At 36.8% G+C, this 25936-nt stretch carries 21 protein-coding genes and 1 tRNA gene; 5 read left to right on the forward strand and 17 right to left on the reverse strand.

Annotated elements, in window-relative coordinates:
• Positions 1–319: 319 nt before the first annotated feature.
• Both GVN22_RS13270 and pheA read left to right on the forward strand, forming a co-directional pair.
• Complete coding sequence (locus GVN22_RS13270; protein ID WP_205690885.1) at positions 320–2197, forward strand: DNA topoisomerase IV subunit B; 1878 nt, start codon at positions 320–322, stop codon at positions 2195–2197.
• A gap of 88 nt (positions 2198–2285) precedes the next feature.
• A complete protein-coding gene (gene pheA / locus GVN22_RS13275) occupies positions 2286–3362 on the forward strand; it encodes a prephenate dehydratase (protein ID WP_095163027.1) in 1077 nt (358 codons plus the stop codon).
• 38 nt (positions 3363–3400) lie between these two features.
• On the opposite strand, the gene GVN22_RS13280 is transcribed toward pheA, so the two are convergent.
• From GVN22_RS13280 to hisG, 13 genes are all read right to left on the reverse strand, one after another.
• Positions 3401–4288 carry a bestrophin family protein gene (locus GVN22_RS13280; RefSeq protein ID WP_166551510.1) on the reverse strand — a complete coding sequence of 296 codons (888 nt, stop codon included), beginning with the start codon at positions 4286–4288 and terminating at the stop codon, positions 3401–3403.
• 127 nt (positions 4289–4415) lie between these two features.
• The gene (gene sufB / locus GVN22_RS13285) at positions 4416–5864 is read right to left on the reverse strand and encodes a Fe-S cluster assembly protein SufB (RefSeq protein ID WP_166551511.1); all 1449 of its coding nucleotides are present in this window, start codon (positions 5862–5864) and stop codon (positions 4416–4418) included.
• Between the two features lie 265 nt (positions 5865–6129).
• Entirely contained in the window at positions 6130–6603 is a 474-nt protein-coding gene (locus tag GVN22_RS13290) for an Lrp/AsnC ligand binding domain-containing protein (protein WP_166551512.1), read from the reverse strand.
• 828 nt (positions 6604–7431) lie between these two features.
• Positions 7432–8808 (reverse strand): family 43 glycosylhydrolase, encoded by a 1377-nt coding sequence (locus GVN22_RS13295; protein ID WP_166551513.1) that lies wholly within the window; start codon positions 8806–8808, stop codon positions 7432–7434.
• 151 nt (positions 8809–8959) lie between these two features.
• On the reverse strand, positions 8960–10210 hold the full coding sequence (locus tag GVN22_RS13300; RefSeq protein WP_166551514.1) for a DUF2264 domain-containing protein: 1251 nt from the start codon (positions 10208–10210) through the stop codon (positions 8960–8962).
• Between the two features lie 87 nt (positions 10211–10297).
• Complete coding sequence (locus tag GVN22_RS13305; protein ID WP_166551515.1) at positions 10298–11515, reverse strand: glycoside hydrolase family 88 protein; 1218 nt, start codon at positions 11513–11515, stop codon at positions 10298–10300.
• A gap of 205 nt (positions 11516–11720) precedes the next feature.
• Positions 11721–12191 (reverse strand): hypothetical protein, encoded by a 471-nt coding sequence (locus GVN22_RS13310; protein WP_166551516.1) that lies wholly within the window; start codon positions 12189–12191, stop codon positions 11721–11723.
• Between the two features lie 76 nt (positions 12192–12267).
• Positions 12268–12489 carry a hypothetical protein gene (locus GVN22_RS13315; protein WP_166551517.1) on the reverse strand — a complete coding sequence of 74 codons (222 nt, stop codon included), beginning with the start codon at positions 12487–12489 and terminating at the stop codon, positions 12268–12270.
• Between the two features lie 242 nt (positions 12490–12731).
• Positions 12732–12805, reverse strand: a tRNA-Ala gene (locus GVN22_RS13320).
• Between the two features lie 61 nt (positions 12806–12866).
• Positions 12867–13397 carry a hypothetical protein gene (locus GVN22_RS13325; RefSeq protein ID WP_166551518.1) on the reverse strand — a complete coding sequence of 177 codons (531 nt, stop codon included), beginning with the start codon at positions 13395–13397 and terminating at the stop codon, positions 12867–12869.
• Between the two features lie 20 nt (positions 13398–13417).
• Entirely contained in the window at positions 13418–14473 is a 1056-nt protein-coding gene (gene hisC, locus GVN22_RS13330; protein ID WP_166551519.1) for a histidinol-phosphate transaminase, read from the reverse strand.
• A gap of 154 nt (positions 14474–14627) precedes the next feature.
• Complete coding sequence (gene hisD / locus GVN22_RS13335; RefSeq protein ID WP_166551520.1) at positions 14628–15887, reverse strand: histidinol dehydrogenase; 1260 nt, start codon at positions 15885–15887, stop codon at positions 14628–14630.
• Between the two features lie 107 nt (positions 15888–15994).
• Entirely contained in the window at positions 15995–16855 is an 861-nt protein-coding gene (gene hisG / locus GVN22_RS13340) for an ATP phosphoribosyltransferase (protein ID WP_166551521.1), read from the reverse strand.
• Between the two features lie 386 nt (positions 16856–17241).
• On the opposite strand from hisG, the gene GVN22_RS13345 reads away from it, so the two are divergent.
• The 3 genes from GVN22_RS13345 (at position 17242) to dacB (ending at position 22950) form a co-directional block, all read left to right on the forward strand.
• On the forward strand, positions 17242–19119 hold the full coding sequence (locus GVN22_RS13345; protein WP_166551522.1) for a CocE/NonD family hydrolase: 1878 nt from the start codon (positions 17242–17244) through the stop codon (positions 19117–19119).
• A gap of 210 nt (positions 19120–19329) precedes the next feature.
• Positions 19330–21216, forward strand: coding sequence for a CocE/NonD family hydrolase (locus GVN22_RS13350; protein WP_166551523.1), 1887 nt, complete (start codon positions 19330–19332; stop codon positions 21214–21216).
• A gap of 255 nt (positions 21217–21471) precedes the next feature.
• Positions 21472–22950, forward strand: a complete 1479-nt coding sequence (gene dacB, locus GVN22_RS13355) for a D-alanyl-D-alanine carboxypeptidase/D-alanyl-D-alanine-endopeptidase (RefSeq protein WP_166551524.1) — start codon at positions 21472–21474, stop codon at positions 22948–22950.
• A 66-nt stretch (positions 22951–23016) separates the two neighbouring features.
• On the opposite strand, the gene GVN22_RS13360 is transcribed toward dacB, so the two are convergent.
• The 4 genes from GVN22_RS13360 to GVN22_RS13375 form a co-directional block, all read right to left on the reverse strand.
• Positions 23017–23670, reverse strand: a complete 654-nt coding sequence (locus GVN22_RS13360; RefSeq protein ID WP_166551525.1) for a DUF2490 domain-containing protein — start codon at positions 23668–23670, stop codon at positions 23017–23019.
• A 268-nt stretch (positions 23671–23938) separates the two neighbouring features.
• Positions 23939–24556, reverse strand: coding sequence for a DUF4956 domain-containing protein (locus GVN22_RS13365; RefSeq protein WP_166551526.1), 618 nt, complete (start codon positions 24554–24556; stop codon positions 23939–23941).
• On the reverse strand, positions 24516–25325 hold the full coding sequence (locus tag GVN22_RS13370) for a polyphosphate polymerase domain-containing protein (protein WP_166551527.1): 810 nt from the start codon (positions 25323–25325) through the stop codon (positions 24516–24518). Before GVN22_RS13370 ends, GVN22_RS13365 begins: the two co-directional genes overlap by 41 nt.
• Positions 25315–25800, reverse strand: coding sequence for a hypothetical protein (locus GVN22_RS13375; RefSeq protein ID WP_166551528.1), 486 nt, complete (start codon positions 25798–25800; stop codon positions 25315–25317). Before GVN22_RS13375 ends, GVN22_RS13370 begins: the two co-directional genes overlap by 11 nt.
• Positions 25801–25936: the final 136 nt, after the last annotated feature.

The raw sequence follows: 25936 nt of genomic DNA on the forward strand, positions 1-25936 counted from the left end.
TGGTTTGATTTGAGAATGATTTTTTCAAAATAATCCAAAAAACGGTACTTTTATTATTAAGATAAGTTTGAATTAAATTGCAAAGTAAATGAACTTTTGGCTAAATCTCGACAATCTTACGCAGATTAATTAGGGAGTGGACAATTAAATTAATATAGGCGTACGATTTTTAATGCTTTTTTGTAGATTTGCTAACTTCTTAATCCAAAACTATATTTCTGAGTCATATCGATTAGATTTCAGCTCAAAAACATAGCCAATATGTATTTTTTTAACTTGTTTTGATGAAACATCAATAAACCATTCTTTCTCTAGCAGTATGTCAACAATTCCAAATAATGAGGTTCAATATACCGAAGACAGTATTCGGTCACTAGATTGGAAAGAACATATCCGCCTTCGCCCTGGTATGTATATTGGTAAGCTCGGCGACGGTTCTTCGTCCGACGATGGAATATATGTATTAGTAAAAGAAATCGTCGATAACTCTATCGATGAGCACATGATGGGACATGGAAAAGCCATCGATGTGAAAATTTCAGACCACCGTGTAGAGGTTCGTGATTATGGACGTGGTATTCCACTAGGAAAAGTAATCGACTGTGTATCTAAAATCAATACTGGTGGTAAATATGATTCGGGTGCTTTCCAAAAGTCTGTCGGTTTGAACGGTGTCGGTACAAAAGCAACCAACGCGTTATCAAGCTTTTTTAGAGTACAGTCGTTTCGTGAAGGCAAAACAAAATGGGCTGAATTTAGCAAAGGAGAAATGCTTTCTGAATCAGATGGCGAACCAGAAAGTAACGCTAAAAATGGTACACAAACAATTTTTGAACCTGATAACACTATCTTCAAAAATTACCATTTTATCCCTCAATATCTAGATAATCTTTTCTGGAATTATGCTTATTTGAATGCTGGTTTGTCTATCAATTTTAATGGACAGAAGTATTTTTCTCAAAAAGGTCTTTTTGATTTATTAAGTAAAAAAACCAACGAAGAGGAAAATCGTTATCCCATTATTCATCTGAAAGGAAATGATATTGAAATTGCTATGACGCATGGCAACCAATATGGAGAAGAGTACTATTCGTTTGTAAACGGTCAGAACACCACTCAAGGTGGTACACACTTGCAAGCTTTTCGTGAAGCAGTGGTTCGTACAGTACGTGATTTCTATAAAAAAGATTACGCTCCCGAAGATATCCGTGCCAGTATTGTTGCTGCTGTAGCTGTACGTGTTCAAGAACCAGTTTTTGAATCTCAAACAAAAACCAAATTAGGGTCAATCACCATGTCCCCAGATTCTAGCTCTCAAACCGTTAGAAGTTTTGTAGGAGATTTTATCAAGACAGAGTTGGATAACTTTTTGCACAAAAATCCAACAACTGCTGAGGCCCTTAAAAAACGTATCGAGCAATCTGAGCGTGAGCGTAAAGATATTGCTGGTATCAAAAAATTGGCGAATGAACGTGCGAAAAAAGCCAATTTACACAACAAAAAATTACGTGATTGTCGTGTGCATTTATCTAACGAAAAGTCCGATAATCGTTATGATTCAATGTTGTTCATTACCGAAGGTGACTCAGCTAGTGGTTCAATTACCAAATCTAGAAATGTGCAAACTCAAGCAGTGTTTAGCTTGAGAGGTAAGCCACTTAACTGCTTTGGATTGACCAAAAAGATTGTTTACGAAAACGAAGAATTCAACCTACTCCAGCATGCCTTAAATATCGAAGATGGCTTGGAGGGGCTTCGTTATAACAAAATCATTATTGCAACCGATGCCGACGTAGATGGTATGCACATTCGTTTGCTGATGATGACATTTTTCTTGCAATTTTTCCCAGATTTGGTACGCAATGGTCATTTGTATATTTTGGAAACACCTTTATTCCGTGTTCGAAATAAAAAAGAAACGATCTATTGCTATTCCGACGAAGAGCGTCTGAATGCCATTCAAAAATTGGGTCCAAAACCAGAAATTACACGTTTCAAAGGTTTAGGTGAGATTTCTCCAGAAGAATTTGGTAAATTTATAGGCGATAATATTCGTTTAGAACCTGTAATTTTAGAAAAGGATACAACCATCCCTAAAATTCTAACATATTTCATGGGTAAAAATACCCCTGACCGTCAGAGGTTTATTATCGACAATCTCATTATTGAAAAAGACCCTGCCGAGGCAGCAGCATAGGATATAGGTTAGAACTCAACAATTGTTGAGTTCTAATTCAACTATCTCTTTTCCTGCTCATTCGCAGAAATATCCTGTTAACCATAATATGACCCTAGAACAATTACGACAACAGATTGATGAGCTTGACAACGAAATGCTTGAGATACTTAACAAGCGTATGGAAGTTGTAAAGCATGTTGGAGAGCTTAAAAAAACGACTCAGACCGTTATTTATCGTCCTGAGCGTGAGAAACAAATCATCGACCGTCTTGCAGAAATGAGCCAAGGTCTATTGACTCGTCCTGCGATTGAGGCTATTTACCTCGAAATTTTTGCAGTATCTCGTAATCTCGAATTGCCAGAACGCATTGCTTATTTGGGTCCTGAAGGAAGCTTTACTCACCAAGCAGCCGAAAGCCGCTTTGGCGCTATGAGTGACTACTTGCCTTTGCCAAGCATTCGCTCTGTTTTTGAAAGCGTTGATACAGGTCGTGCAAGATTCGGTGTTGTTCCTATCGAAAATAACCTAGAAGGTATCGTAAAGGAAACGATTGATTTGCTAAACGAAACAGATTTGAAAATTGTAGCTGAAGTGGTTATTCCTGTTCACTTTACGTTTGCTACCAAATCTGAAAAATTATCTGATATCAAACGTATTTATTCAAAAGACATTGCTTTTGGACAATGTGAAAAATTCTTGAATGAGTATTTTAATGGTAAAGATGAAGAGTTTTTTGTACAAGTAGATTCAACTTCAAAAGCGGCTAAATTAGCCTCTCAAGATGAGCAATCTGCCGCTGTTTGTTCTCATATTGCTGCCAAATTGTTTGATGTTCCTATCTTGTTTGACAATATTCAAGATTCGTCTCAGAACAGAACAAGATTTTTTATTATTGGAAAAGATTTTGTCAACCAAAAGAGTGAAAAAGACAAAACCACCATTATTGCTAAACTCCCAGACGATGGTAAGCCAGGAACACTGGTAAGATTCTTACAGGAGTTTGAAAATCGTGGTATTAACCTTGTAAAAATTGAATCAAGACCTGTAAAAGAAGGTGAAACGTTCAACTTCTGGTTCTTGATGGAATTTGATGGGTATTTCTTAGATGAGAATGTTCAACATATCATGAAAAAACATGAATCCGACATCAAGTGGTTAGGTAGTTATGTAAAAATGGTATAAAAATAAAAGCCGTTAGCGACAAACTAACGGCTTTCTTTTTATCTTAAAACTGATTCTTCTTGAAATATTTCACCTATATGCTTTTGAATATTTTTACACATCTGTGCTAATGGTAAGTCGTTAGCATCTGTCCCAAATGGATTTTCAATTTCTTCTGCAATCAGCTCTAAACTTGCCAACACATAAAACACAAAAACTACCACAGGAATCACTATATAACCTAGCGTAAAAACATAACCAAAGGGCAAGGTCATTACATAAAAGAAGATAAATTTTTTCAAAAAGACCGTATAGGAAAAAGGAATTGGCGTATTTTTGATACGTTCGCAAGCTCCACAAATATCCGTAAAAGTTCGAATTTCTTCATTAATAAAGAGCAGTTGCTCGCCAGAAATGATATTTTTCGCGTACAATGCCTGTATTTGATCCACAAGCAATTTGGCAATATAATTAGGTTTATGATATTCAGACTTTACTTTATATTCAGAAATAAACAACTCGCTATCATTCTGATGACCACGCAAATGGCGTTTTAAAGCAAAAGCATATTCTACGATAAGCTTTTCAATTAAGGCTCTTTCTACTACCAGCTCTTTGGGCACTATCGCCTGAATTTTAATGGCAAAATTGCGTGAGGCATTTGTCAAAGCACCCCAGTTACGTCTCCCCTCCCACCAGCGGTCATAGGCAGTGTTTGTTCTAAATACCAACAACATCGAAATCACAAAACCTAGCATTCCATGCATAGCTGGAATATTTTTGATATGCGAATTTTCACTTAATTTAAAAACATCTACTTCCAAATAAGCAATCAAGCCAGAATAAGCCCCTATGGCTATCAACATAGGAAACAATTTTCTGAAAGTATCGGCTTTGTGAAAGCGAAAAATAAAGGTGAACCATTCTTTAGGATTATAATTGATCATAGAGATAAGAATAATTTAGTAACAGTTTGAATGTGAAGATAAATTTAATACACGACGATACAAACAAAAACAGCTTCTATCGAAAATAGAAGCTGTTTTTATATCTATCAGAATAAAACTCGATTCATTAACCTACTGAACCTTCCAATGAGATAGCGAGAAGTTTTTGTGCCTCTACTGCAAATTCCATTGGTAATTGATTCAAGACTTCTTTAGCATATCCATTCACAATCAAAGCAATAGCTGCTTCTGTAGAAATACCACGTTGATTACAATAGAAAATTTGATCTTCACCAATCTTCGAAGTAGTCGCTTCGTGCTCTACAGTGGCAGTGTTATTTTTTACTTCAATGTACGGGAAAGTATGAGCACCACAACGGTCACCCATCAATAATGAGTCACATTGCGAGAAGTTACGAGCATTTTCGGCACGTTTCATCACTTCAACTAAACCTCTGTAAGAGTTTTGAGAACGGCCAGCAGAAATACCTTTAGAAACGATACGTGACTTAGTATTTTTACCAATATGTACCATTTTCGTACCTGTATCTGCCTGTTGCATATTATTAGTAACAGCTACAGAATAAAACTCACCGATAGAGTTATCACCTTTCAAAATCACAGAAGGGTATTTCCAAGTAATTGCCGAACCTGTTTCTACTTGAGTCCAAGAGATTTTTGAGTTAGCACCATCACAAATACCACGTTTTGTTACGAAGTTATAAATACCCCCTTTACCATCCTTATCACCAGGATACCAGTTTTGAACTGTTGAGTACTTAACTTCTGCATTTTCATGTGCTACGATTTCTACTACAGCTGCGTGCAATTGATTTTCATCACGCATTGGAGCAGTACAACCTTCTAGGTAACTTACGTAAGAAGATTCGTCAGCAACAATCAAAGTACGTTCGAACTGTCCAGTACCAGCCGCATTGATACGGAAATACGTAGATAATTCCATTGGACATCTTACTCCTTTTGGAATATAACAGAATGAACCATCAGAGAATACCGCAGCGTTCAATGCCGAAAAGAAGTTATCTTTTACGGGAACAACTGAACCCAAGTATTTTTTGATTAATTCAGGATGTTCTTTAATTGCTTCAGACATTGAACTAAAAATAATACCTTTTTCAGCCAAAGTCTTTTTAAATGTAGTAGCAACTGAAACGGAGTCAATTACAGCATCTACCGCAACTCCAGAAAGGCGCTTCTGCTCATCAAGAGAGATACCTAATTTCTCGAAAGTACGACGTAACTCAGGATCAATTTCATCCAATGAATTAACAACTTTCGTTTGTTTTGGAGCTGAATAATATTTGATTGCTTGGTAGTCAACTTTTTTATAGTCAACATTAGCCCATTCTGGTTCTTGCATATCCAACCAAGTACGGTATGCGCTCAAACGCCATTCCAACATCCATTCTGGCTCGTCTTTCTTAGCCGAGATTTGACGGATAACGTCTTCATTCAAACCTGCAGGTACTTCATCTGTTTCGAAGTGACTTTCGAAACCATATTTATACTCAGAGGAGGTGATTTCTTCGAGAATGTCTATTTCTTCTTTTGCCATTGTATTTAATCTGTTACAGCAATTGGTATATCAGTGATTTTGTGCTAGACAATGAAGTAATTTTAAAGCATGTTAAAAAATCATTCTAAAAAATGATTTTTGTTAGCTTTTCAACTAATTATTGACCTTTGAATTCATTCACTGAAATAATTGGTCTACAAAAATAAACCAAAAAGCGCAAGAAAAGTTCTGTTGTTTAGAATTTTTCTAAGATGTCCCCTAATTATTCCTAATTTTTGAAGAAAAGACCACCTAAACACTCCTTTTAAGTCGGATTAGCAAACGGAACCGAACGATTTACAGACTCCTCCAATGATATAAATGTTTCAGTTCTCTGAATTCCTGCCACTTTTTGTATTTTATCGTGCAGTACTTCTCTTAGGTGAACGGTATCGCGACAAACAATTTTGGCAAAAATAGAATAGATACCTGTGGTGTAATTAATACTTACCACTTCGGGAATCTGCATAAGTTGGTCTGCTACCTCAGCATACAGCGAACTTTTATCCAGATAAATACCTAGAAAAGCCGAAATATCCCAACCAAGCCTAGTATGGTCAACAATCAATTGAGAACCTTTAACAATTCCCATTTCTTCCATTTTTGCCATCCGAACATGGACTGTACCACTCGAAACATGGATTTTTTTAGCAATTTCAGTATAGGGCATAGTAGCATCGCTCATCAAAAGCCCTAATATTTTTAAATCAACTTGGTCAATTCCTGGTACTTTTTCCATAGGTATTAATACAGTCTAAAGTTTTTATTAACAATTTCGCAAAAAATGAGGCTTTGAGAATTATCATTTTTAACGATTCGTTAACAAAAATAGTGAATTTTTGAAAATACTATAAATTTTAACATTTTTTTCTAAAATATTTGCAAAATATCAGAACACCTGTTAACTTTGCATTGTCAAGTTAAAAGAACAACGACACACACAATGTAGGGTGATGAAATTTGGCAGACGTGCCCTCCTGTCTCGGGGGTGGTGATTACGGGATAAAGTTAGTATAATGCCTATCGCAAGATAGACTGGGGTTGACCACCAGATTTTGTACTATACCTAACTACGCCGTGGAGGTTCGAGTCCTTCTCCTACAGCAATTATCTGAAATTTTGGGGATATACGATTTGGCAAAATAAAATTTCCTGATTACCTTTATTCCCAGATTATCAGATTGACTACGAATATAAAAAAGTAGTTTTATTTGGTTTTTAGTTTGTTGATGAAGTGTAATTCAAAAAAGCAGTCTTACTGAGTCTGCTTTTTTTGTTTTTATAGCCTTTAGAACTTCATAAAACTCCCCTATTGAGCACATTCAGCTCTTTTTCCATTTTATCTTCTTTGGTTAAGCCTCGTATTGGTTTGCTTATTTTACAAATTTCCCAAATAATATTTCAATTTAGCAAAGCAGTACTTTCATTTCGATTTTATCCTTTTTGATAACAAAAAGAAAGAAAAGTTCTTTTGTTCCTACCGATTACTCAAATATCCCTATCTCAAAATAGAAAAACCTCAACCCAAAAGAGCCGAGGTTTTATTAAATATTCACGATGCGAGGAATTACTGGACTTTAAATTCCCAAATACCCGCAACTCCTTTCAAGAACTTAATTCTTAGATATTGAAATTTCTTGTTCAAAATATCTGTATGTGGGGATTTGATTTGAATATCATCATGTCCTCCACATTTTACCCAAGTTTTACCATCTTGCGAGCCTTCCAAAATGTATGCATGACCAGCAGTTGGTTTCACAAAGTATGTCTCTACTTTCTTAATGGTTTGTGATTTAGAAAGTTTTGCCGTAAAAGTGGCTAAAGAGTCATTGGCTTCTGCCATCCAACGAGTACCATTTGACCAATCCGTTGCGTTGGCAGGATTGTAGTATTCGGTGCGTTTGAGTGTTGCATCATAAATATGTGGCACTTTGTATTCTGGCTTAGTTGAAGAAGCACTTGTTTCCTCAATTTTCAATCCTTTATCTTTTACATTCAATGGATTTACACCTTTATTCGTCAATTTTACGGGTTTGATAGTACCATCTTCATTAAACTCCATTTTATTAATCCAAACCTGACGATTGGTACCTGAGCGACCAAATTCGAGATAAGTGAAATAATAATCGTCGCCGATATTAAAAACATTACCGTGTCCAGGACCATAGATTTTTTCAGTAGTATCAGTTTTAGCGATAATTTCTTCCTTAGGGAATTCGTAAGGACCAAAAGGAGACACCTTGCTGTATTGATACGCATAGGCATAATGCTCATGACCACTCAAGGTGTACATATAATAGTAAATACCTTTTCGTTTAAAAAAGATTGGTCCTTCAGAGTAGCCATTTCTCTTAGTTTGAATCACCTGAATATCGCCATCCAATTCGGTCATATTAGGCTTTAACTTAGCAGCCCCACGTTGTGCCCAAAACAAATATGGTGTTTTATCATCATCGATAAAGATTTCAGCATCAATCCCTTTGGTCTTTTTAGGACCATCCATTAGTACAAGCGGAGCTGGAGCTTTACCTTTTTCGAAAGTATCTTCTCCTACTAATTTGAAAGGTCCCTTCGGCGAAGAAGCTTTTGCTACATAAATATGAGTGTTTACTGTAGGGTAAAAGAAATAATCATTTCCTACTTTTTGGGCATAACTTGGAGCCCAAAAAAGTTGCTTGGCTGCCGATGGAAAGAATATTCCGTCAAAAGACCAATTCACCAAATCTTTAGATTGCCAAAGGACTGGAGGACCCGAAGTTGCCAAACCTTTATCATAACCATCTGTGGTGGCATAACAATAAAAAGTATCTCCAAATTTCACAATACTTGGGTCTGCAACTAAGTCAGGAATAATTGGATTATAATTTCGAGTGGTTTGTGCGACAGTAGCTTCTGCTATTGACAAGCACAGACCAATTCCTAGAAGAGATTTGAATAATTTCATGGTTTGTTTATTAAAGGGATTACATAACTTTTAGAGATTGACTTGTAGTGATAAGTGTCAATTACACACAATTATACTCAAGCCATTATATAAAAGGATTTATTGGGTGAAATTTCAATTAAAATTATCTGATTGAAGCACTAAAAGTCATTTAATCAATGGCATGATCTGGTGGAACTGGCAATCCTTGCCAAATTCGTTGTGATGTCCAAGGTTGTGGGCTTGAACTCCAAAACTCGTCCGTTTCTGGCAAGCCTAATGGAAGCAGAATAAAAGAACATAAATATAAACTTCCCGTTGTGATATATGAATCTGCGATTTCGGGTTGAGCGCCATAAAATCCGATTTTTAACCAACCTTTTTCGTCAAAAGTTGATTTTGATTCTGTTGTTTTCTTTAAAATTGCCGTTAAAGCTTCACGAGTTTGCGCAACACTAATTTCCTTTGGAAGATTATGAACCAGAGCCATATCAGCTAAATGATGGAAAGCACCTCCTCTATATACCAACGACCTGCCTATGGCAGGAAATGTACCATCGGGGTTCACTAATTTTTCCTGAATATGTGCGTAACGTTGTGCACGCTCCATAATTTTTTTCCCAGCCCAATTAAAAGAAGGATTTTTTGCACTTACCACTTGATGAATATTTACCAGAAAAGGCTGAATAACATAGCTGTTGTAGTAGTCATAATGAAACTTTTCGCCATCGCCATAGATACCATCACCCAAATACCATTGTTCAAACTGGCGATAACAATACTCTATACGAAGTATATCCCATGAATAGCCATATTTACAGAAAAAGGCTTCAATCATACCTGAAAATAATATCCAGTTACTAAAACCAGGTTTTATATCTCTTGTTTTCACAAAAGAGTTTACCACATTTTGCTTAGTTGTAGCATCCAAATGCTCCCAAAGCCAAGGAGAGCGCACAAAAGCCAAAGCCAAAAATGCCGCATCGACCAAAGGCTGCCCAGCCCCCTCGAATTTCATATAATCTTTTGCCTGAGGATTTACGGCATTAGCAACAGCTTTTACAGCCCATTGTCTGTAAGTATCTCTTAGCGCAACCTCAGCGGGATTACCACCTTCAGCATTGAGCCATGGCGCTATACCACATAACAAACGACCGAAAGCTTCGAGATACGCCACTTGCGAACGGCTTGCTTTGTTATCTATATGAACAGATAACTCGACAGGCATTTTAATTTTGAGGCTATCATTTGCTAAACTTTGCAAGACAGGTCGTGACAACTGATCGAGATGTGCGAGCCATATCTCACGTGTAGTAAGCGCAGGCACTTCGATAGCCATTTCTTTTTTCTTTTTCGTTTTCTGTGCGGTAGCTTGATAGCTTAAAGCACAAGCCATAAGAGAGGCAAGGATAAGTTTTTTCATAGGTTTGTAATGTGAAAAATCAATTTGGCTCAAAGCATTTTATCTAAGCCTTGAACCAAATTGAGAGAGATCTTACTTTGATAATTCTTATTTTTTCAATTCTTGATAGCGCTTCATAGCTTCCAAGAAATAGTAATCTGCATACGTTAAAGGCACATCCACTTCTGTATTTTGAGGAATATGACCAACACAATGCTTGATGAGAAAGCCACCATTTTTGCCATAAGCAGCTTTGTATGGAGCGTTTGATAAACTCCAAAGCATTTTCTCCGCTGAAGACACATAAGTTTTAGCCAAAGGAGCCTTTACATATCCTTGTAATTCCAATAGTGCCGAAGCTACAACTGAAGCTGCTGAAGCATCACGCAAGGCTTCTGGTTGATTTGGCGCATTGAAGTCCCAAAAAGGAATTTTATCTGCTGGAAGGTTTGGATTGTTTAAATAAAAATTAGCAATCTTATTTGCCTGTTCTAAGTAAATCGGATTTTTAGTCACGCGATACATTACTGTATATCCATACAAACCCCAAGCCTGACCACGTGCCCAAGCCGATTCATTGGCAAATCCTTGTGCCGTTTTCTTCTGTTTTACCTCACCAGTGTTAGCGTCATAATTAATCACATGATATGAACTATAATCAGGACGGAAATGGTGTTTCATCGTTGTATTCGCATGGGTTACCGCAATCTTATAATAGCTAGAATCTCCCGTTACTTCGGTTGCCCAAAACAACAATTCTAGGTTCATCATATTGTCGATAATCACCAAAAAATCATCAGGCTTTGAATCCCATGATTTAATACAGCCTACTTTTGGGTTAAAACGAGTAGCAAGAGACTTGGCAGAAGTCAGCAAAATTTCTTTATATGCTGGTTTTGGAGCAATACGATTAGCATTACCAAAACTACAAAACATCATAAAACCCAAATCGTGGGTAGTGGTATTATACTTTTCCTTTTCTAGGTCTTTCAAAATACGTTCTGCTTCCTGATACGTAGCTTGGTCTTTGGTTTGTTCATAAATATAAAGCAAAGAGCCAGGGTAAAAGCCACTACACCACCAATCAGAGTTGCTAAACTCATAGCGGTCTGTGTTGGGAAAATACGTTTTAGGAAATTTACCAGCGGGAAGATGTTGAGCCAAAAACTGATATTGTTTTTGTGCATCGGAAAAATTTTGTTTGAATTGCTTCAACAAAAGAGGTCTTGAAATAGCTTGAGAGGCTTTTTGTGCCATACTCGTAAAACCTAACAAGCAGCAAAGGAATAAAAGAAGACTGTAGTTTTTAATAAATTGGGATTTCATGACATAAAGTTTTAAAATGTTAGAGGCTTATGCCCGAAACAATAAAGCTCAGAATAGGTAATACTTTACTCAAAGCATGAAAAAGTTTTTCAAAACTACAGAATTAAAAAGAACGTCTATCCTTGGTTGGGGAGAGCGTATGCATACATTTGATTGATTTGGGGAGCTAATATTTATGATTTACTATCAAGTTTAGCGTGTTCAGCTATAAGTTAATTTGATACTGTATTCTCTTATTTCGAATAATGAGTTCTAGTTCCTTAATAGTTAGTAAAGCGAAGGAAGAGCCTTTTTCATGTAAGCTCACAAAGCAAAATCTAAATTTTTCTCCCAATATTTCTCCAAAATTAAATTCGTTCTCCGTGGCGCCAAAAAAGAAACCTTTGGGATTATTGGGTAAATATTTCTTGGTTGTCTTTAGTTCAACCAGTACCATATCTTCCAAATAGGTCTCTATTTTATCTCCATTAATCTCCTTCCCAACAAAATCTGGGATGTATATCATATCAAAGGATTGAAGGAAACGATGTTCAATCTGTAGCAAATCCAGAATTTTCTTTTTGGCTGGTAAGTCCATTTTGAAGAAGCCTGTATGATTTTCTATTAGGTAATTTACTCCCTCTTTCTCTGTGACATTGTTGTATAATGTTAACGTAAAAGAATGTTTTCCTGACATTAATTTTAAGGTTTTGGTGATAACTATCTTTATTGTCCTTTATAAAAAACAAAGTCAATTTGTAAAATATTTAAATTTAGGATGTTTTGTTGCGCTCTCTCATAGGTTTCACTAGAAGATATTCAACTAACGCCTGTCTAAGTTCTTCGTTAAACATTTCTTTAATGCTCACTTTAAAATCTTCACAACAGGCTGTAATCTCCAAGTTATCCTCCTCATAAGTTACCTTAGGATTTTTTCCATGCACAGGACAAACCTGCTGCTCACAATTGTGAATAATTACTTGAATATCAATCATATTAAAAGATGTTTGTTATAGGGTTTGATAATATCTAATGAATAATTTATTAATACAAGCCAAGAATAAATGGAAACTTGATGCTCTTACACAGAAGTATGAACAACAACGCTTTATTACAATAGCTAGATCAGAAGGTATTTGGATATTGACAAGGTTAAAATTAATATATGGACGAGATATTGGGAGGATAAAAACTAAAAAGGCATCTACAAAAACTTGCAAATGCCTTAAAATCAAAGTGGAGAAGATGGGGCTCGAACCCACGACCTCTTGACTGCCAGTCAAGCACTCTAGCCAACTGAGCTACATCCCCATTGGAATTGGTACTGCAAAGTTATCATTTCAAAATACTTTTGCAAGTACCAATTCTATTTTTAAAAATTAAGTCTTGCTCCTATACCTGCTTGTGGGTGGAAATAAAATACTGAAGGTACTAGCTCTACATACGCTCCAACTTCCATGAAGATAGAAAGTGGCGAGTCTGGAGAAAAATATTCTAATCCTGCCGAACCTACGCCTCCTAATCCTGTCGCTGGAATTTCTTTTTTGTAGGCAACTCCGTTGAAAGTGTCATCTACAAAATACTTTCTCGAAGTGATTTGTCCACCAAAACCATAGTAGTTTTTAAATCGACTGCTTCCCATTTCGTTATGCCATAGATACAATCCGCTTACAGCAATACCAGAACCGTTGAATGCACCATCTTTGTAGCTGTCTTTTACGCCCCAGATACCTCCATAAATTCCAAAATTAATTTCGATAGCATTTTTGTCATTTCTTAGGTAGTTGCGTAGACTTAGTCCCGATGGTTCTCCAATTTTACCGCCTATCGCCCAGTCTTTGTTTTGAGCAAATGCACCTACAGATGCTACCAAGAGTAGAAGAAACAATACTGATTTTTTCATAACATTGTTATTTAATTGATTTATGCCTCATAAGAACGAAGATAACCCATTAAAATGGAATTTTCGTCTTTTGTTCCGACGGAGATACGCAAACAGTTGTCACATAAAATCACCTTTGAACGGTCACGAACGATTGTTTTGTTCTCAATTAAGTAATCAAATACAGCTTTTGCTTCTTTGAAACGAACCAATAAGAAATTCGCATCTGAAGGGTAGATATGTTCAACATTTGGCAATTCGCTTAACTCTTTTTCAAGTTGAGCTCTATTTTTGTTGAGTGTAGCTACCGATTTTTTTACAAAATCTGTATTGTCTATATTCTCAATTAATAACTTTTGCGTCAAACCATTAATATTATAAGGGTATTTAATTTTGTTCAAAAGTGTAATTAATTCTTCTTGTGCAAAGGCCATTCCTAAGCGTAATGAAGCTAATCCCCAAGCTTTTGAAAAAGTCTGAAGTACCATCACGTTAGGGTATTCGTCTAAGCTTGGAATGAATGACGGCTCATCAGAAAAATCATTATAGGCTTCATCGATAATAACGATACCTTGTTGGAAGTTTTCGATGATTTGTAAAATTGCCTCACGATTAATCAAGTTACCTGTTGGATTATTCGGAGAACAAATAAATATCAATTTTGTTTTTGAATTTATCGCCTCCAAAATCGCATCAATGTTCAATTGATAATCAGGCGTAAGCGGTATTTTCTGAATTGCCACATTATTTACTGAAGCACTCACTTCGTACATTCCGTAAGTTGGTGGTAAGATAATAATATTATCAACTTTTGGTTCACAAGTCAATCGAATAATTAAATCGATAGGTTCATCAGAACCGTTTCCTAAGAAAATTTGTGTTGGACGACAGCCTTTGATAGGAGCTAATTTTTCCTTAATCGCAAATTGATAGGGATCTGGATAACGATTCCAGTTTTCGGGCGTTGCCGAACCAATTGGATTTTCGTTTGCATCTAAAAAAACACCTTCTTTACCTGTATATTCATCACGTGCAGAAGAGTATGGAGCAAGATTTAAGATGTGCGGACGCACGACTGAGTGTATGTCAAATTTCATAAGTTTGTTTCTTGGATTTAGTGAAATAAGTAAATTTTAGCGATTGCCTCAGTTTACGGACTGTTGACAATACTGCCCCATTTAACAACAAAAGGTGACGCATCTCAACCGAATGAGGAGCTATCACCTAGTTTGTTGGTTCTATGACAAAAAATTATGCCAATCTTACACGAACCGCATTGGCATGGGCACGTAAAGATTCGGCTTCGGCCATTTCAATAATGGTATTACCCAACTGTTGAATGCCTTCTTTCGTAATTTTCTGAATCGTTATTTTTTTGACGAAGCTGTCCAAACTTACCCCTGAATAGGCTTTAGCAAAACCGTTGGTTGGCAAAGTATGGTTGGTTCCTGAAGCATAATCTCCTGCTGATTCTGGTGTGTAATTTCCTAAGAAAATAGAACCTGCATTAAAGATTTGCTCAGATAATTCTTCTGCATTTTCGACAGACATAATCAAGTGCTCGGCAGCGTACTGGTTGAGCATATCAATCGCAATATCTTGATTTTCAACTAATACTGCTTGACTGTTTTCTAAAGCTTTAGCTGCAAACTCTGCACGAGGTAATACCGCCAATTGTTTTTCTAATTCTTGGTTTACAGCCTCTATTATTTCCTCTGAAGTGGATACCAACAAAACTTGTGAGTCGATACCATGCTCTGCTTGTGATAATAAATCAGCCGCTACAAAAGCAGGGTTAGCCGAATTGTCTGCCCAAACTGCTACCTCTGAGGGACCAGCAGGCATATCGATGGCTACACCTTCTTTGTTTACCAACATTTTGGCTGCGGTAACATATTGATTACCTGGTCCAAAAATTTTATAAACCTGAGGAATAGATTCTGTTCCATAAGCCATAGCAGCAACTGCTTGCGCGCCACCAACTCGGAAGATTTTAGAAATACCGCAAAGTTTAGCCGCATACAAAATCGCAGGGTGATCAGAAGGTGTACATAAGACTACTTCTTTGCAACCAGCTATTTGCGCAGGTACACCAAGCATCAACACCGTAGAAAATAATGGTGCTGTTCCTCCGGGAATATATACTCCAACTTTTTCGATACCAACCGACTTGCGCCAACAAGTAACACCAGTGGTAGTTTCGATTTTTTCAGGAGCTTGTTTCTGCGCTTCGTGGAATTTATAAATATTTTGATACGCTGCATGAATAGCAGTTTTAAGCTCTTCGCTCAATAATCCTGCTGCTGCTTCTAATTTTGAAGCATCCATTTCAAGCGTTTCTAATGTTACTTTATCAAATTGTAATGCCAATTCAAAAAGTGCCTTGTCACCTTCCTTCTTTACTTTTTCAAGAATAGGGATGACTCTTTGTTCAATCACTGACATATCCTGTACTGGGCGAGTAAGAATCGCTTGGTATTCGGATGGTGATGGATATTTTATAATTTTCATGCAAAAGGAATACTTTTTGCATTCAGCCTTTGGCATTCGGCTTGGGAAATTTTGAACCCATTGAGATTATTTTCAAATCTCGAAATGTCATTTGCTGAAAGCAATTATTAAAAAATCATTTTCTCGATTGGCAATACCAAAATCCCTTCAGCACCTGCATCACGAAGTTTTTCGATATTTTGCCAAAAATCCTGCTCCTCAATTACTGAATGCATCGACACCCAACCTTCGTCTGCTAATGGCAAAATTGAAGGGGCTTTCATACCTGGAAGCAATTGGCGAATCAAAGCAATATTTTCTTGTTTGGTATTTAGCACAACATATTTGCGGTTTTTAGCACGTTGTACTGAGTCTATTCTAAACAAGATTTGATTCAGAATGTTTTGTTTTTCTGGCGAAAGGTTTGGATAGCCGATCATAATGGCTTCCGAACGGAAAATAACTTCCACCTCTTTCAATCCATTACTCAACAAAGTACCTCCTGAGCTTACAATATCACAAACAGCATGTGCCAATCCAATACTTGGAGCGATTTCTACTGAACCAGATATTTCATGAATATGGGCAGTTACACCATTATCTTTCAAGAAGTTACCTAAAATCACTGGATAAGAAGTAGCAATACTTTTGCCTTCTAACTCTTTTACGCTGCCATAAGTTTCGCTGCGAGGAATTGCAATTGAAAGGCGACATTTTGAGAATCCAAGTAATTTAACTTCGTTTACATGCTTGCTTGTTTCGACATGAACGTTTTGTCCAACAATTCCGATATCCGCTACTCCATCTTCTACATAACCAGGAATATCGTCGTCTCTGAGAAACAAAAATTCTGCGGGAAAGTTTGAAGATGTCGCTTTTAATTTACCAGCACCATTATCAAATTTGATTCCGCACTCCTTGAAAAGATTTAGTGAATCTTCACTAAGGCGACCCGATTTTTGGACCGCAATTCTTAATACTTCGTTCATTTTCAGCATTTGAGGCTGTCCTAATAGATTGTTTTTTGGTACATACGGCGTACTCGGGACAACTTCGGGTGCAAAATTACGGAATCGTACGTAGCTTTCGACCTGTTTTGGATAAATTATGGTAAAAAATATAGATGAGGGATCAGGTATTGAGGGATTAGGCACAAAGTGACTAGTTTATTTTGTCAAGAAATAGACAAACTTCAAAAGTTGAGCATTGCTGATTTCTGTGAATGTTATGGCTTTTTACAGATAGAAAAAATGGTTTTGACACCTCTCTTGACCATTTACTCACTGTAAGCCTCTATCCTTGTTCAACTTTGTGCCTTTTCTCTTTTTCTCCTAACTTTGAAAAATACTTTGTAACGCTACTTAATGATATGCTTATGAGAAATTCACTTATCTACCTCTTTTGCTTTTTATCTTTTTTTGTAAAAGCACAATCAACCTATCAATACTCTGTTGCTCAGGATTCGGCGTATATTCGAAATAATTACGTCAAATCTGAATTCATGGTCAAAATGCGTGATGGTGTTCAGCTTTTCACACAGGTGTATGCACCCAAAGACAAATCAAAGCTGCACCCTATTATCATGCAAAGAACACCCTATTCTTGCAATCCTTATGGTACTGACAAATACAAAAAGAGAATAGGACCTAATCCGTTTATGATTCGTGAAAATTATATTGTGGTTTATCAAGATGTACGTGGTCGTTGGGCTTCGGAAGGAAAATTTATTGAAATGACGCCACATCTTGATAAAAAATTGTCAGAGAAAGATATTGATGAATCCACGGATACGTATGATACCATCGACTGGTTAACCAAAAATATTCCAAGCAATAATGGCAAAGTTGGTCAATGGGGTATCTCCTACCCAGGCTTTTTTACTTCGGCTGGTTCGGTTTCGCAACATCCTGCCTTAAAGGCCTCCTCACCACAAGCGCCAATGGCAGATTTGTGGCGTGATGATGCCTTTCATTTAGGCGCTTTTATGCTGGGAGCTAATTTTGGTTTTTATAACTTTTTCCAAGCCCAAACACAACCGACTAAAAATCGTCCTGCACCCTATTTCTCGTTTGACAGTCCAGATGGTTATGATTTTTACCTGAAAATGGGTCCGACTCGTAATGCAGAAGATCAATATTACAAAAAGCGTAATGAGTACTTTCATGAAAATTTTGACCACCCTAATTTTGATGAGCATTGGCAAAAACGTAATATTTTGCCCCATTTACAGAATATCAAACATGCCGTATTGGTAGTTGGAGGTTGGTATGATGAGCAAGATTTGTACGGAACATTCAAGACTTATCAAGCCATGGAGAAACAATCTCCTAACAATGATATTCGCTTTGTGGTGGGTCCTTGGGTTCATGGAGGATGGGCAGGTGCTTCAGGACAATCATTGGCAGATGTTGAATTTGGGTCAAAAACGTCTTTATATTATCAGGAAAAAATTGAAAGCCCTTTCTTCAATCATTACCTTATAGACGAATCTTTACCTTTGAGTTTAGCTGAGGCTACATTGTTCGAAACAGGTAGTAATCAATGGAAAAGCTTTGATACATATCCTGCAAAAAATGCACAAGAAACGGTCTTGTATTTACAAAATGGTGGAAAATTAGGTTTTACGAAACCTCAAAACGAAAACGGCGTAACTAGCTATATATCTGACCCTAGTCGTCCTGTGCCATTTTCTGGAAAAATCAATGATGGCTTTTCTGCTGAATACATGGTGGAAGACCAACGATTTGCCTATCAGCGTCCAGATGTGATTAGTTTTGAAACCGATACGCTCAAAGACGATTTGACAATGGTGGGTAATATCCTAGCAAATCTGAAGGTTTCAACATCAGGAACTGATGCCGACTGGGTAGTTAAAGTTATTGACGTATATCCAAACGATACACCCAATGACCCAGCGCATCCTGATGTGGTATATGGTGGTTACCAACAACTGATTCGTAGTGAGATTATTAGAGGAAAGTATCGCAACGACTTTACAAAACCAGAAGCATTTGTCCCAGGTAAACCAACGGAAGTAAAATTAGAGCTTCAAGATGTATTACATACGTTCAAAAAGGGTCATAAAATAATGGTGCAAATTCAGAGTTCATGTTTTCCTTGGGCTGATAGAAATCCTCAGAAATTTATAAATATTTTCGAAGCAAAAGAAAGTGATTATCAAAAAGCCACACAAAAAGTGTATCACCAAAAAGCTTATCCTTCATTTATAACTTTTGGTGTTTTGAAGAATTAAAAACCCATCTCTAATATGGATTATGCTAAGCGTCACAAGCTGGTCTAAACTTCCAATATGGATTTTATACCAATTTGTGACGCTTTTTTATTTGATTGTTAATCTATCATTCAAGCTTATTTCAGCTAAAAAACACATTGTCTTCTCATGAAAACCGATTCTTTGTTTTAATTTTAACAAAAAACAAATCTGAATCAACACTCCTAAAGCATGAAAAAACTCTTCCTTTTATTGAGCTTGTTGGTAGGTATGACTAAAATTTCAGCACAATCATTGTCCGTTGCTCAACAAGACTCGGCTTTTGTGCGTGAAAACTATGTGAAATACCAATACCAAATCTCCATGCGTGATGGCGTTAAGCTTTTCACCAATGTATATGTTCCCAAAGATGCTTCTGCAAACAATAAGTATCCTATCGTCATGCAACGTACTTGTTATGATGTAGCTCCTTACGGCAAAGATGACTATCCACAAATGCTATATTATTCTCGCCACATGATGCGTGAAAAATTCATTTTTGTAGAGCAAGATGTACGTGGTCGTTGGATGTCAGAGGGGACTTGGACCAATATGACACCTCATATTGCCAACAAAAAAGCCAAAACAGACGTAGATGAGGCTTCGGATACCTATGATACGATTGATTGGTTGGTCAAGAATATTCCTAACAACAATGGTCGTGTAGGGCAATATGGTATCTCCTACCCAGGTTTTTACACTATTGCAGGTGCTCTTTGTGGTCACCCAGCGCTTAAGGCTTCTTCACCACAAGCGCCAGTTTCAGATTTCTTCTTTGATGATTTCCATCACAACGGGGCATTTACGATTGGTTATGGATTGACGTTCCCTGTGTTTGGTGTTCAGCATCCAAAACCAACCACCGAATCTTGGTACGATAATTTGTTTCCAAAAAGAAATACACAGGACGGATTTGATTGGTACAGAACTCAAACACCTTTAAAAAATCTTGGGGCAAATTACAAGGATAACTTTTTCTGGCAAGAGCACGTAGACCATCCAAACTATGATGAGTTTTGGCAAAAGCGTAGTATCATTCCTCATCTGAAAAACATCAAAAACGCTCCTGCGATCATGGTTGTTGGTGGCTGGTATGATGCTGAAGATTTGTACGGACCTTTGACAATTTATAAAAACGTAGAAAAAAACAACCAGAACATCTACAATACCATCGTAATGGGTCCATTCGGACATGGTGATTGGGCTAGAGAAAGAGGTCATCACATGCACTCAAATGTATATTTTGGGGATAGTGTAGCTACATTTTTCCAAAGAAATATTGAGTTGAAATTCTTCAAGCATTTCTTGAAAGGTGCAGGCGATGGTAAATCAGATTTGCCAGAAGCGTATTTGTTTGACACGGGTAAAAAACAATGGCAAGAATTTAAAGAATGGCCTGCAAAAACAGCTCAGAAAGTGAATTTCTACTTGAGTAATTCTGGAAAACTGACTGACAAAATCACTTCAGACGGGTATTCTGAATTTGTGTCTGACCCAAATAAACCTGTGCCATACACAGAAGACAACAAGCAACTTTTTGGTTTTACCCCGCGTGCGTACATGAGCGAAGACCAACGTTTTGCAGGTCGTAGAACAGACGTATTGACTTTTGAAACAGATATTTTGACAGAAGATGTTACATTAGGTGGCGAGATTTTAGCAAAACTCAAAGTGGCCACAACTGGCACGGATGCTGACTGGTTTGTGAAGTTGGTGGATGTATATCCTGGCGATGAGCAGAATACGCCATTTACTCCTAAACATATTACTCTGGCAGGCTACCAACAAATGGTGAGAAGTGAGATTATGCGTAGCCGTTTCAGAAATAGTTTCTCAAAACCAGAGCCATTAGTTCCTAACCAAATTACTGATGTGACTTTCCGTTTGCAAGATGTATTGCATACTTTCAAAAAAGGTCATAAAATCATGATTCAGGTACAATCTACAGTTTTCCCTTTGTTTGATATTAATCCTCAAAAATTCGTTGACAATATCTACAAAGCAGATGCTTCAGATTTTATCAAAGCTACTCACAAAGTGTACAACAGCAGTGCGATAGAAGTTGAGATATTGAAGTAATAATGTTGAATTTTGAGTCGTGAATTAGTGGTGCTTAAAGTATTATGAGAAGCCATCTATTTCAGATAGCGGATTGGGGATTGCGGAAGTGTAACATATTTTTTTGAATCCTATTTTGTATTTAATAAAGGCATATTTCCGAAATCAGAAATCCCCAATCCACAATTGTATCATAGCTCTCAATTTAGCATTTATTTTTACAGAGGAGACTCCACTCTCCTCTGTGATTACTTGAACCACCCTTACCCTTGATTTATGAAACTACTTGCCTTACTACTAACTCATTGGTTATTACCTTTACAAAGCTCTGATAGTCTAACGCTCAAATGGCAAACCCAAGTCAATCGCAGATTGGATAGTTTGAGTAACTCCCCTTTTTTACAGACAGGTATGGTTGGAATGAGTGTAAAATCTGCCAAAACGGGGAAAAACGTTATTTCTTTTCAAGCTAAAAAAAGCCTTGCTCCTGCCTCCACGATGAAGTTGCTTTCTACAGCAACTGCCTTAATGACTTTGGGTGATTCTTTTATGTACCAAACCACCTTGGAATATAGTGGAAGTATTGTCGACAGTGTACTGAATGGCAACGTCTACATCAAAGGCAATGGCGACCCTTCACTGGGTAGTTGGAGATTCAAAAATCAGCCAGATTACAAACAACTATTAGATGCATGGGCAAGTAAAGTAAAAGCTTTGGGTATCAAAAAAATCAATGGCAGAATCATGGGAGATGCGAGTTTCTTCAACGCCAACGTGATTCCTAGCACTTGGATTTGGGGCGATATGGGTAATTATTATGGTGCAGGCTGTTATGGATTGAATATCAATGAAAACCTATTTTGGGTGACCTTTCAACCAAAAGGTTATATGGAATCGGCAGGATTCGTCAAAACTGCCCCTGATTTACCTTATTTAACCAAAATCAACAAAGTCCTAACAGACCGAGCTGGTACGGGCGACCAAGTCATGATTTATTCTACGCCCTATCAAGATGCGGTATTGATGGAAGGTTTTGTGCCTCAAGGCAACAGTTTTTCAGTAAAAGGATCTATTCCTGACCCTGCCTTTTATATGGCTTTTGCATTGGGCAAAAAATGTGAGGAGTTGGGTATTCAAATTCAGGAAGGACCAACCTCTACATTGGAATTAGACAAACGTTATTTAACACATAGCAAACCCAATGGTACGATGACTATTGCTACACAAAACTCTCCTAGTTTAAAAGAATTAGTGAAAGCTTGTAATTATCAAAGCATCAACCTGTATGCTGAGGCTTTTTTGAAAACACCTTCGGTTCTGCTCAATATGGGAAATGGCACGAGCGATGCGGTAAAAGGTTTTGAACAAATTTGGCGAGCCAAAGGGTTGAATATGCAAGGATTGAAAATGAAAGATGGCAGTGGCTTATCTCCAAGCAATGCCGTTACTACCGATATTATGACCGATGTTCTGTCAATTATGACTACCGAAAAAAGCTTCAATTCTTATTATGAGTCTATTCCAGTAGTTGGGGTATCGGGCACGGTTGCCAACCTTGCCAAGAAAAGTAAAGCTGCTGGAAATATCCATGCCAAAAGTGGTTCTATTGAAGGCGTAAGAGCGTATGGAGGCTATTTTACGGCTTCTAATGGTGAGTTGTACTGTTTTTCTATCATCTTTAATAAATATGATTCTAACTATGGCAACGCTACCAAGGAGCTAGAAAAACTCATGATTATGTTGACCGACCTATAAAAGAAAAAGTTTGTGCCAGAGACATTGCTCGCACAAACTTTTTGCTAATCACGTATAGTCCGTTTACTACAATTTTAACTTGTAAGTTAACCCAATGGTATAAACATCGAGGTCGGTAGGCACGAGAGCATAGTCTCTAAAAAATGTGAGTCCCACACTATTGCGTTTGTTTATGGTATAATCAACGCCTGCCTTATATCTTATTTGGTCAAAGTCCTCTCCAATTTTGTAAAAAAAGTCTGCCGAAATAGACGGTGTAAACCTTGTTTTATTTGGATAGGCTAACTCAATTTTGTTTCTTAAATAACTCTTTGTTTCTTCCAACCCTGTATCTGTATCCTTAAATTGGTCTTGATAACGAAGTCGGTAACTCAATTTGAAAATGGAGATTTTTCTATCATAATCAATATTGGCATAAAACCGATGAAAAGGTTTATAGATATAGGCATCTTCGCTTTTATCCCATTTTTGTCTTTTCGAAAATCGATAATAAGCCGAAACCTCCCAGTGTTTATTGATTTTATATCCTAATCCAAACTCTCCTACGTAAGAACCAACCGCTGTAAAATTATCCGTTGTTCGAACCTGTAAATTGGCATTCAAACTAATATGTTTATTTAGCTTTTTCTCTAATGACACTCCCGTCCACGAACGAATATCTGTTTCCTGCCCCAACATCTTTCCAGATATAAGAAGCAAGAGTAAAAGGATTTTTTTCATATTAAACTTATATGTGGTTGGATGATTAGGTGATAATGCTGAATTATGAATTGTGAATGTATATTTTCTGCTATTAGGAATTTATATTCAACATCGATAAAATCTTATTCTGCATGATTGTTTACCTATTTTTGAATCATTAACAATGAAATACCAATGATTTGCCCCGTATTTTGAAGCTTAATTCGTAAACAAAGGTATTTTTCAATATTTCCGAAATCAGAAATCCCAAATCCGCAATAGCTCGAAATCCGTCGTGCAGTCCTCGCTAATGATAAAAAATGGTCATTCTCGTAGCATCTTTCAGAAAGTCTATTTCGTGGATTTCGACTCTATGAACGGCTAAGCCTGTACGTGTTCTTAAATCTTGCAAAAGTTCTTCCTGTTTATCAGGTGTAATCAACTCAATACGCTCATACATAACGACCTTCGAGTATTCCTTTCGCATGATTAAGCCACTTTCGAGCAACCATGTAACAAACAAAATCAATCCATTCAATACTGATAATTCATCCCAACCACCTTTGCTCACTGCCGAAATCAACCCTATGGCTATCACCATAAACAAATAGGTCATATCCTTCGCTGAAATACCCTCGGTACGATAACGTAGCATCGAAAACACCGCAAACAACCCAAAAGCCGCTCCCATCGACATTACCACTTTATTGAGCATATAGGTCAATAAAAAAATGATAATATTGAATACAAAAAAGGTTAAAAACAGATCTGCACGGCGATAATTTTTATAATAGATCAACCTAATCAATACCAAAACAGAGAGTAAGTCTATTCCCATTCGGATAAAGAACTTGGCTGGTAATTTGTCTATCCACTGAAAACTCTCAGTAACTTGTGGTGAGGTTAGTTGTTGCAAGATGGTCATGGTGCGCCAATATTTTTGAAACTCTTCTTAAATGTTTTTTAAACTTATTTTGTTTGATTTGGTGGTATAAACTGATGATTCCAAAACAATATTTGCTGATTCCACCTTGCTTGAGTCGATACTTGCGCATGAGGTCAATAAAAGGAGATTGTCCCAATTTTTCTTGTTTTACCTCCGCAATTACCATCGCTGCATATACCTTTTGTTGCTCTTCAAATTCAAATGTTAGATTTAAGTCAATTGTCAATCTTTCTGGACCGACTTTGCTTACCAAAGTAATACGTTGATAATTGACCCAAAGAATCCCTTTTAAAGATTCTGGAATTATATTTTGTGTAGTTTTTTGTAAAAAATCTGCACTACTCTCCTCCAAAAAATCTGTAATTTCAGGTTGTCTTATTCGCGTTTTTTTGGTTCTCCCTTTATTGTTTTTATATTTTATTTCAAAAAACGACAAACTCGATTCCACATAATTACGAGCCCGAACCTTGTAGCGATTCAACAAACCATTTTGATGAGCCTTGTAAAGCGCCAAATCATCTGTGTCATAATACAAGGTTTTGTAGTTACAGAGACGATTATTTTCTATTTCCAAAATCTTGTAATAAGGCTGTGCTTCTCGAAGAATATCAGACAATAAAGCCAAGGGAATCAAATACTTTACATCCATACGATCCATCAGTTTTACCCCATCCATTTGGGCTAAAGTAATTGGCTCAAACAAGCTTGCTTGGATTTGAACATCCTGCATGAAAGTATCAGAAACCATACGAATACTTTTTGATTTGAATTAATTTACCCTTCGCATCATAAGTCTTCTTTTCAGTCTTCAGTCCGTTGCCATTGATGATATATACAGACCTGCTATCCAATTCATTTCGCTCATTGTAGTGAAGTACTTCTGATTTTTCTTTGAAAGAATCATATTTGTACACCTCTCGTTCTACTTGATGATTGTTGGCATCGACGATAGTCTCCTCTACTTTATCGTCAAACTCATTGTATCTTGAAATCACTTTGCGCTTGAGCTTTCCTGTTTTATCATATTCTATCTCCTCTAATACTTCACCTTGTTTATTAAACTTTTTATAACTGTCGTTACGAGTAATTTCCTTGCCTCCTACATAATCTGTGATTTGTTCGGTGACAGTTTTAATTTTATTCTTCTTAACCTCTTTTTTGCTTTGAGCAAAAGCAGAAACAGTCAAAATGGAAAGAAGTACGACAATGGTGAATTGCTTCATTGTATAAAATTTAGAGATTTTATATTGGTACATAAAAGATTTAACAATGAAACTGTTTAAACTTTCGTAAAACTGCTTGCGTAAGCAATGAATTTATACTGTTTGAGCGAAGCGAGTTTATAAATTCTTGATTTTT

It is taken from the genome of Cellulophaga sp. BC115SP (assembly GCF_009905545.1).
GTDB lineage: Bacteria > Bacteroidota > Bacteroidia > Cytophagales > Spirosomataceae > Flectobacillus > Flectobacillus rivi.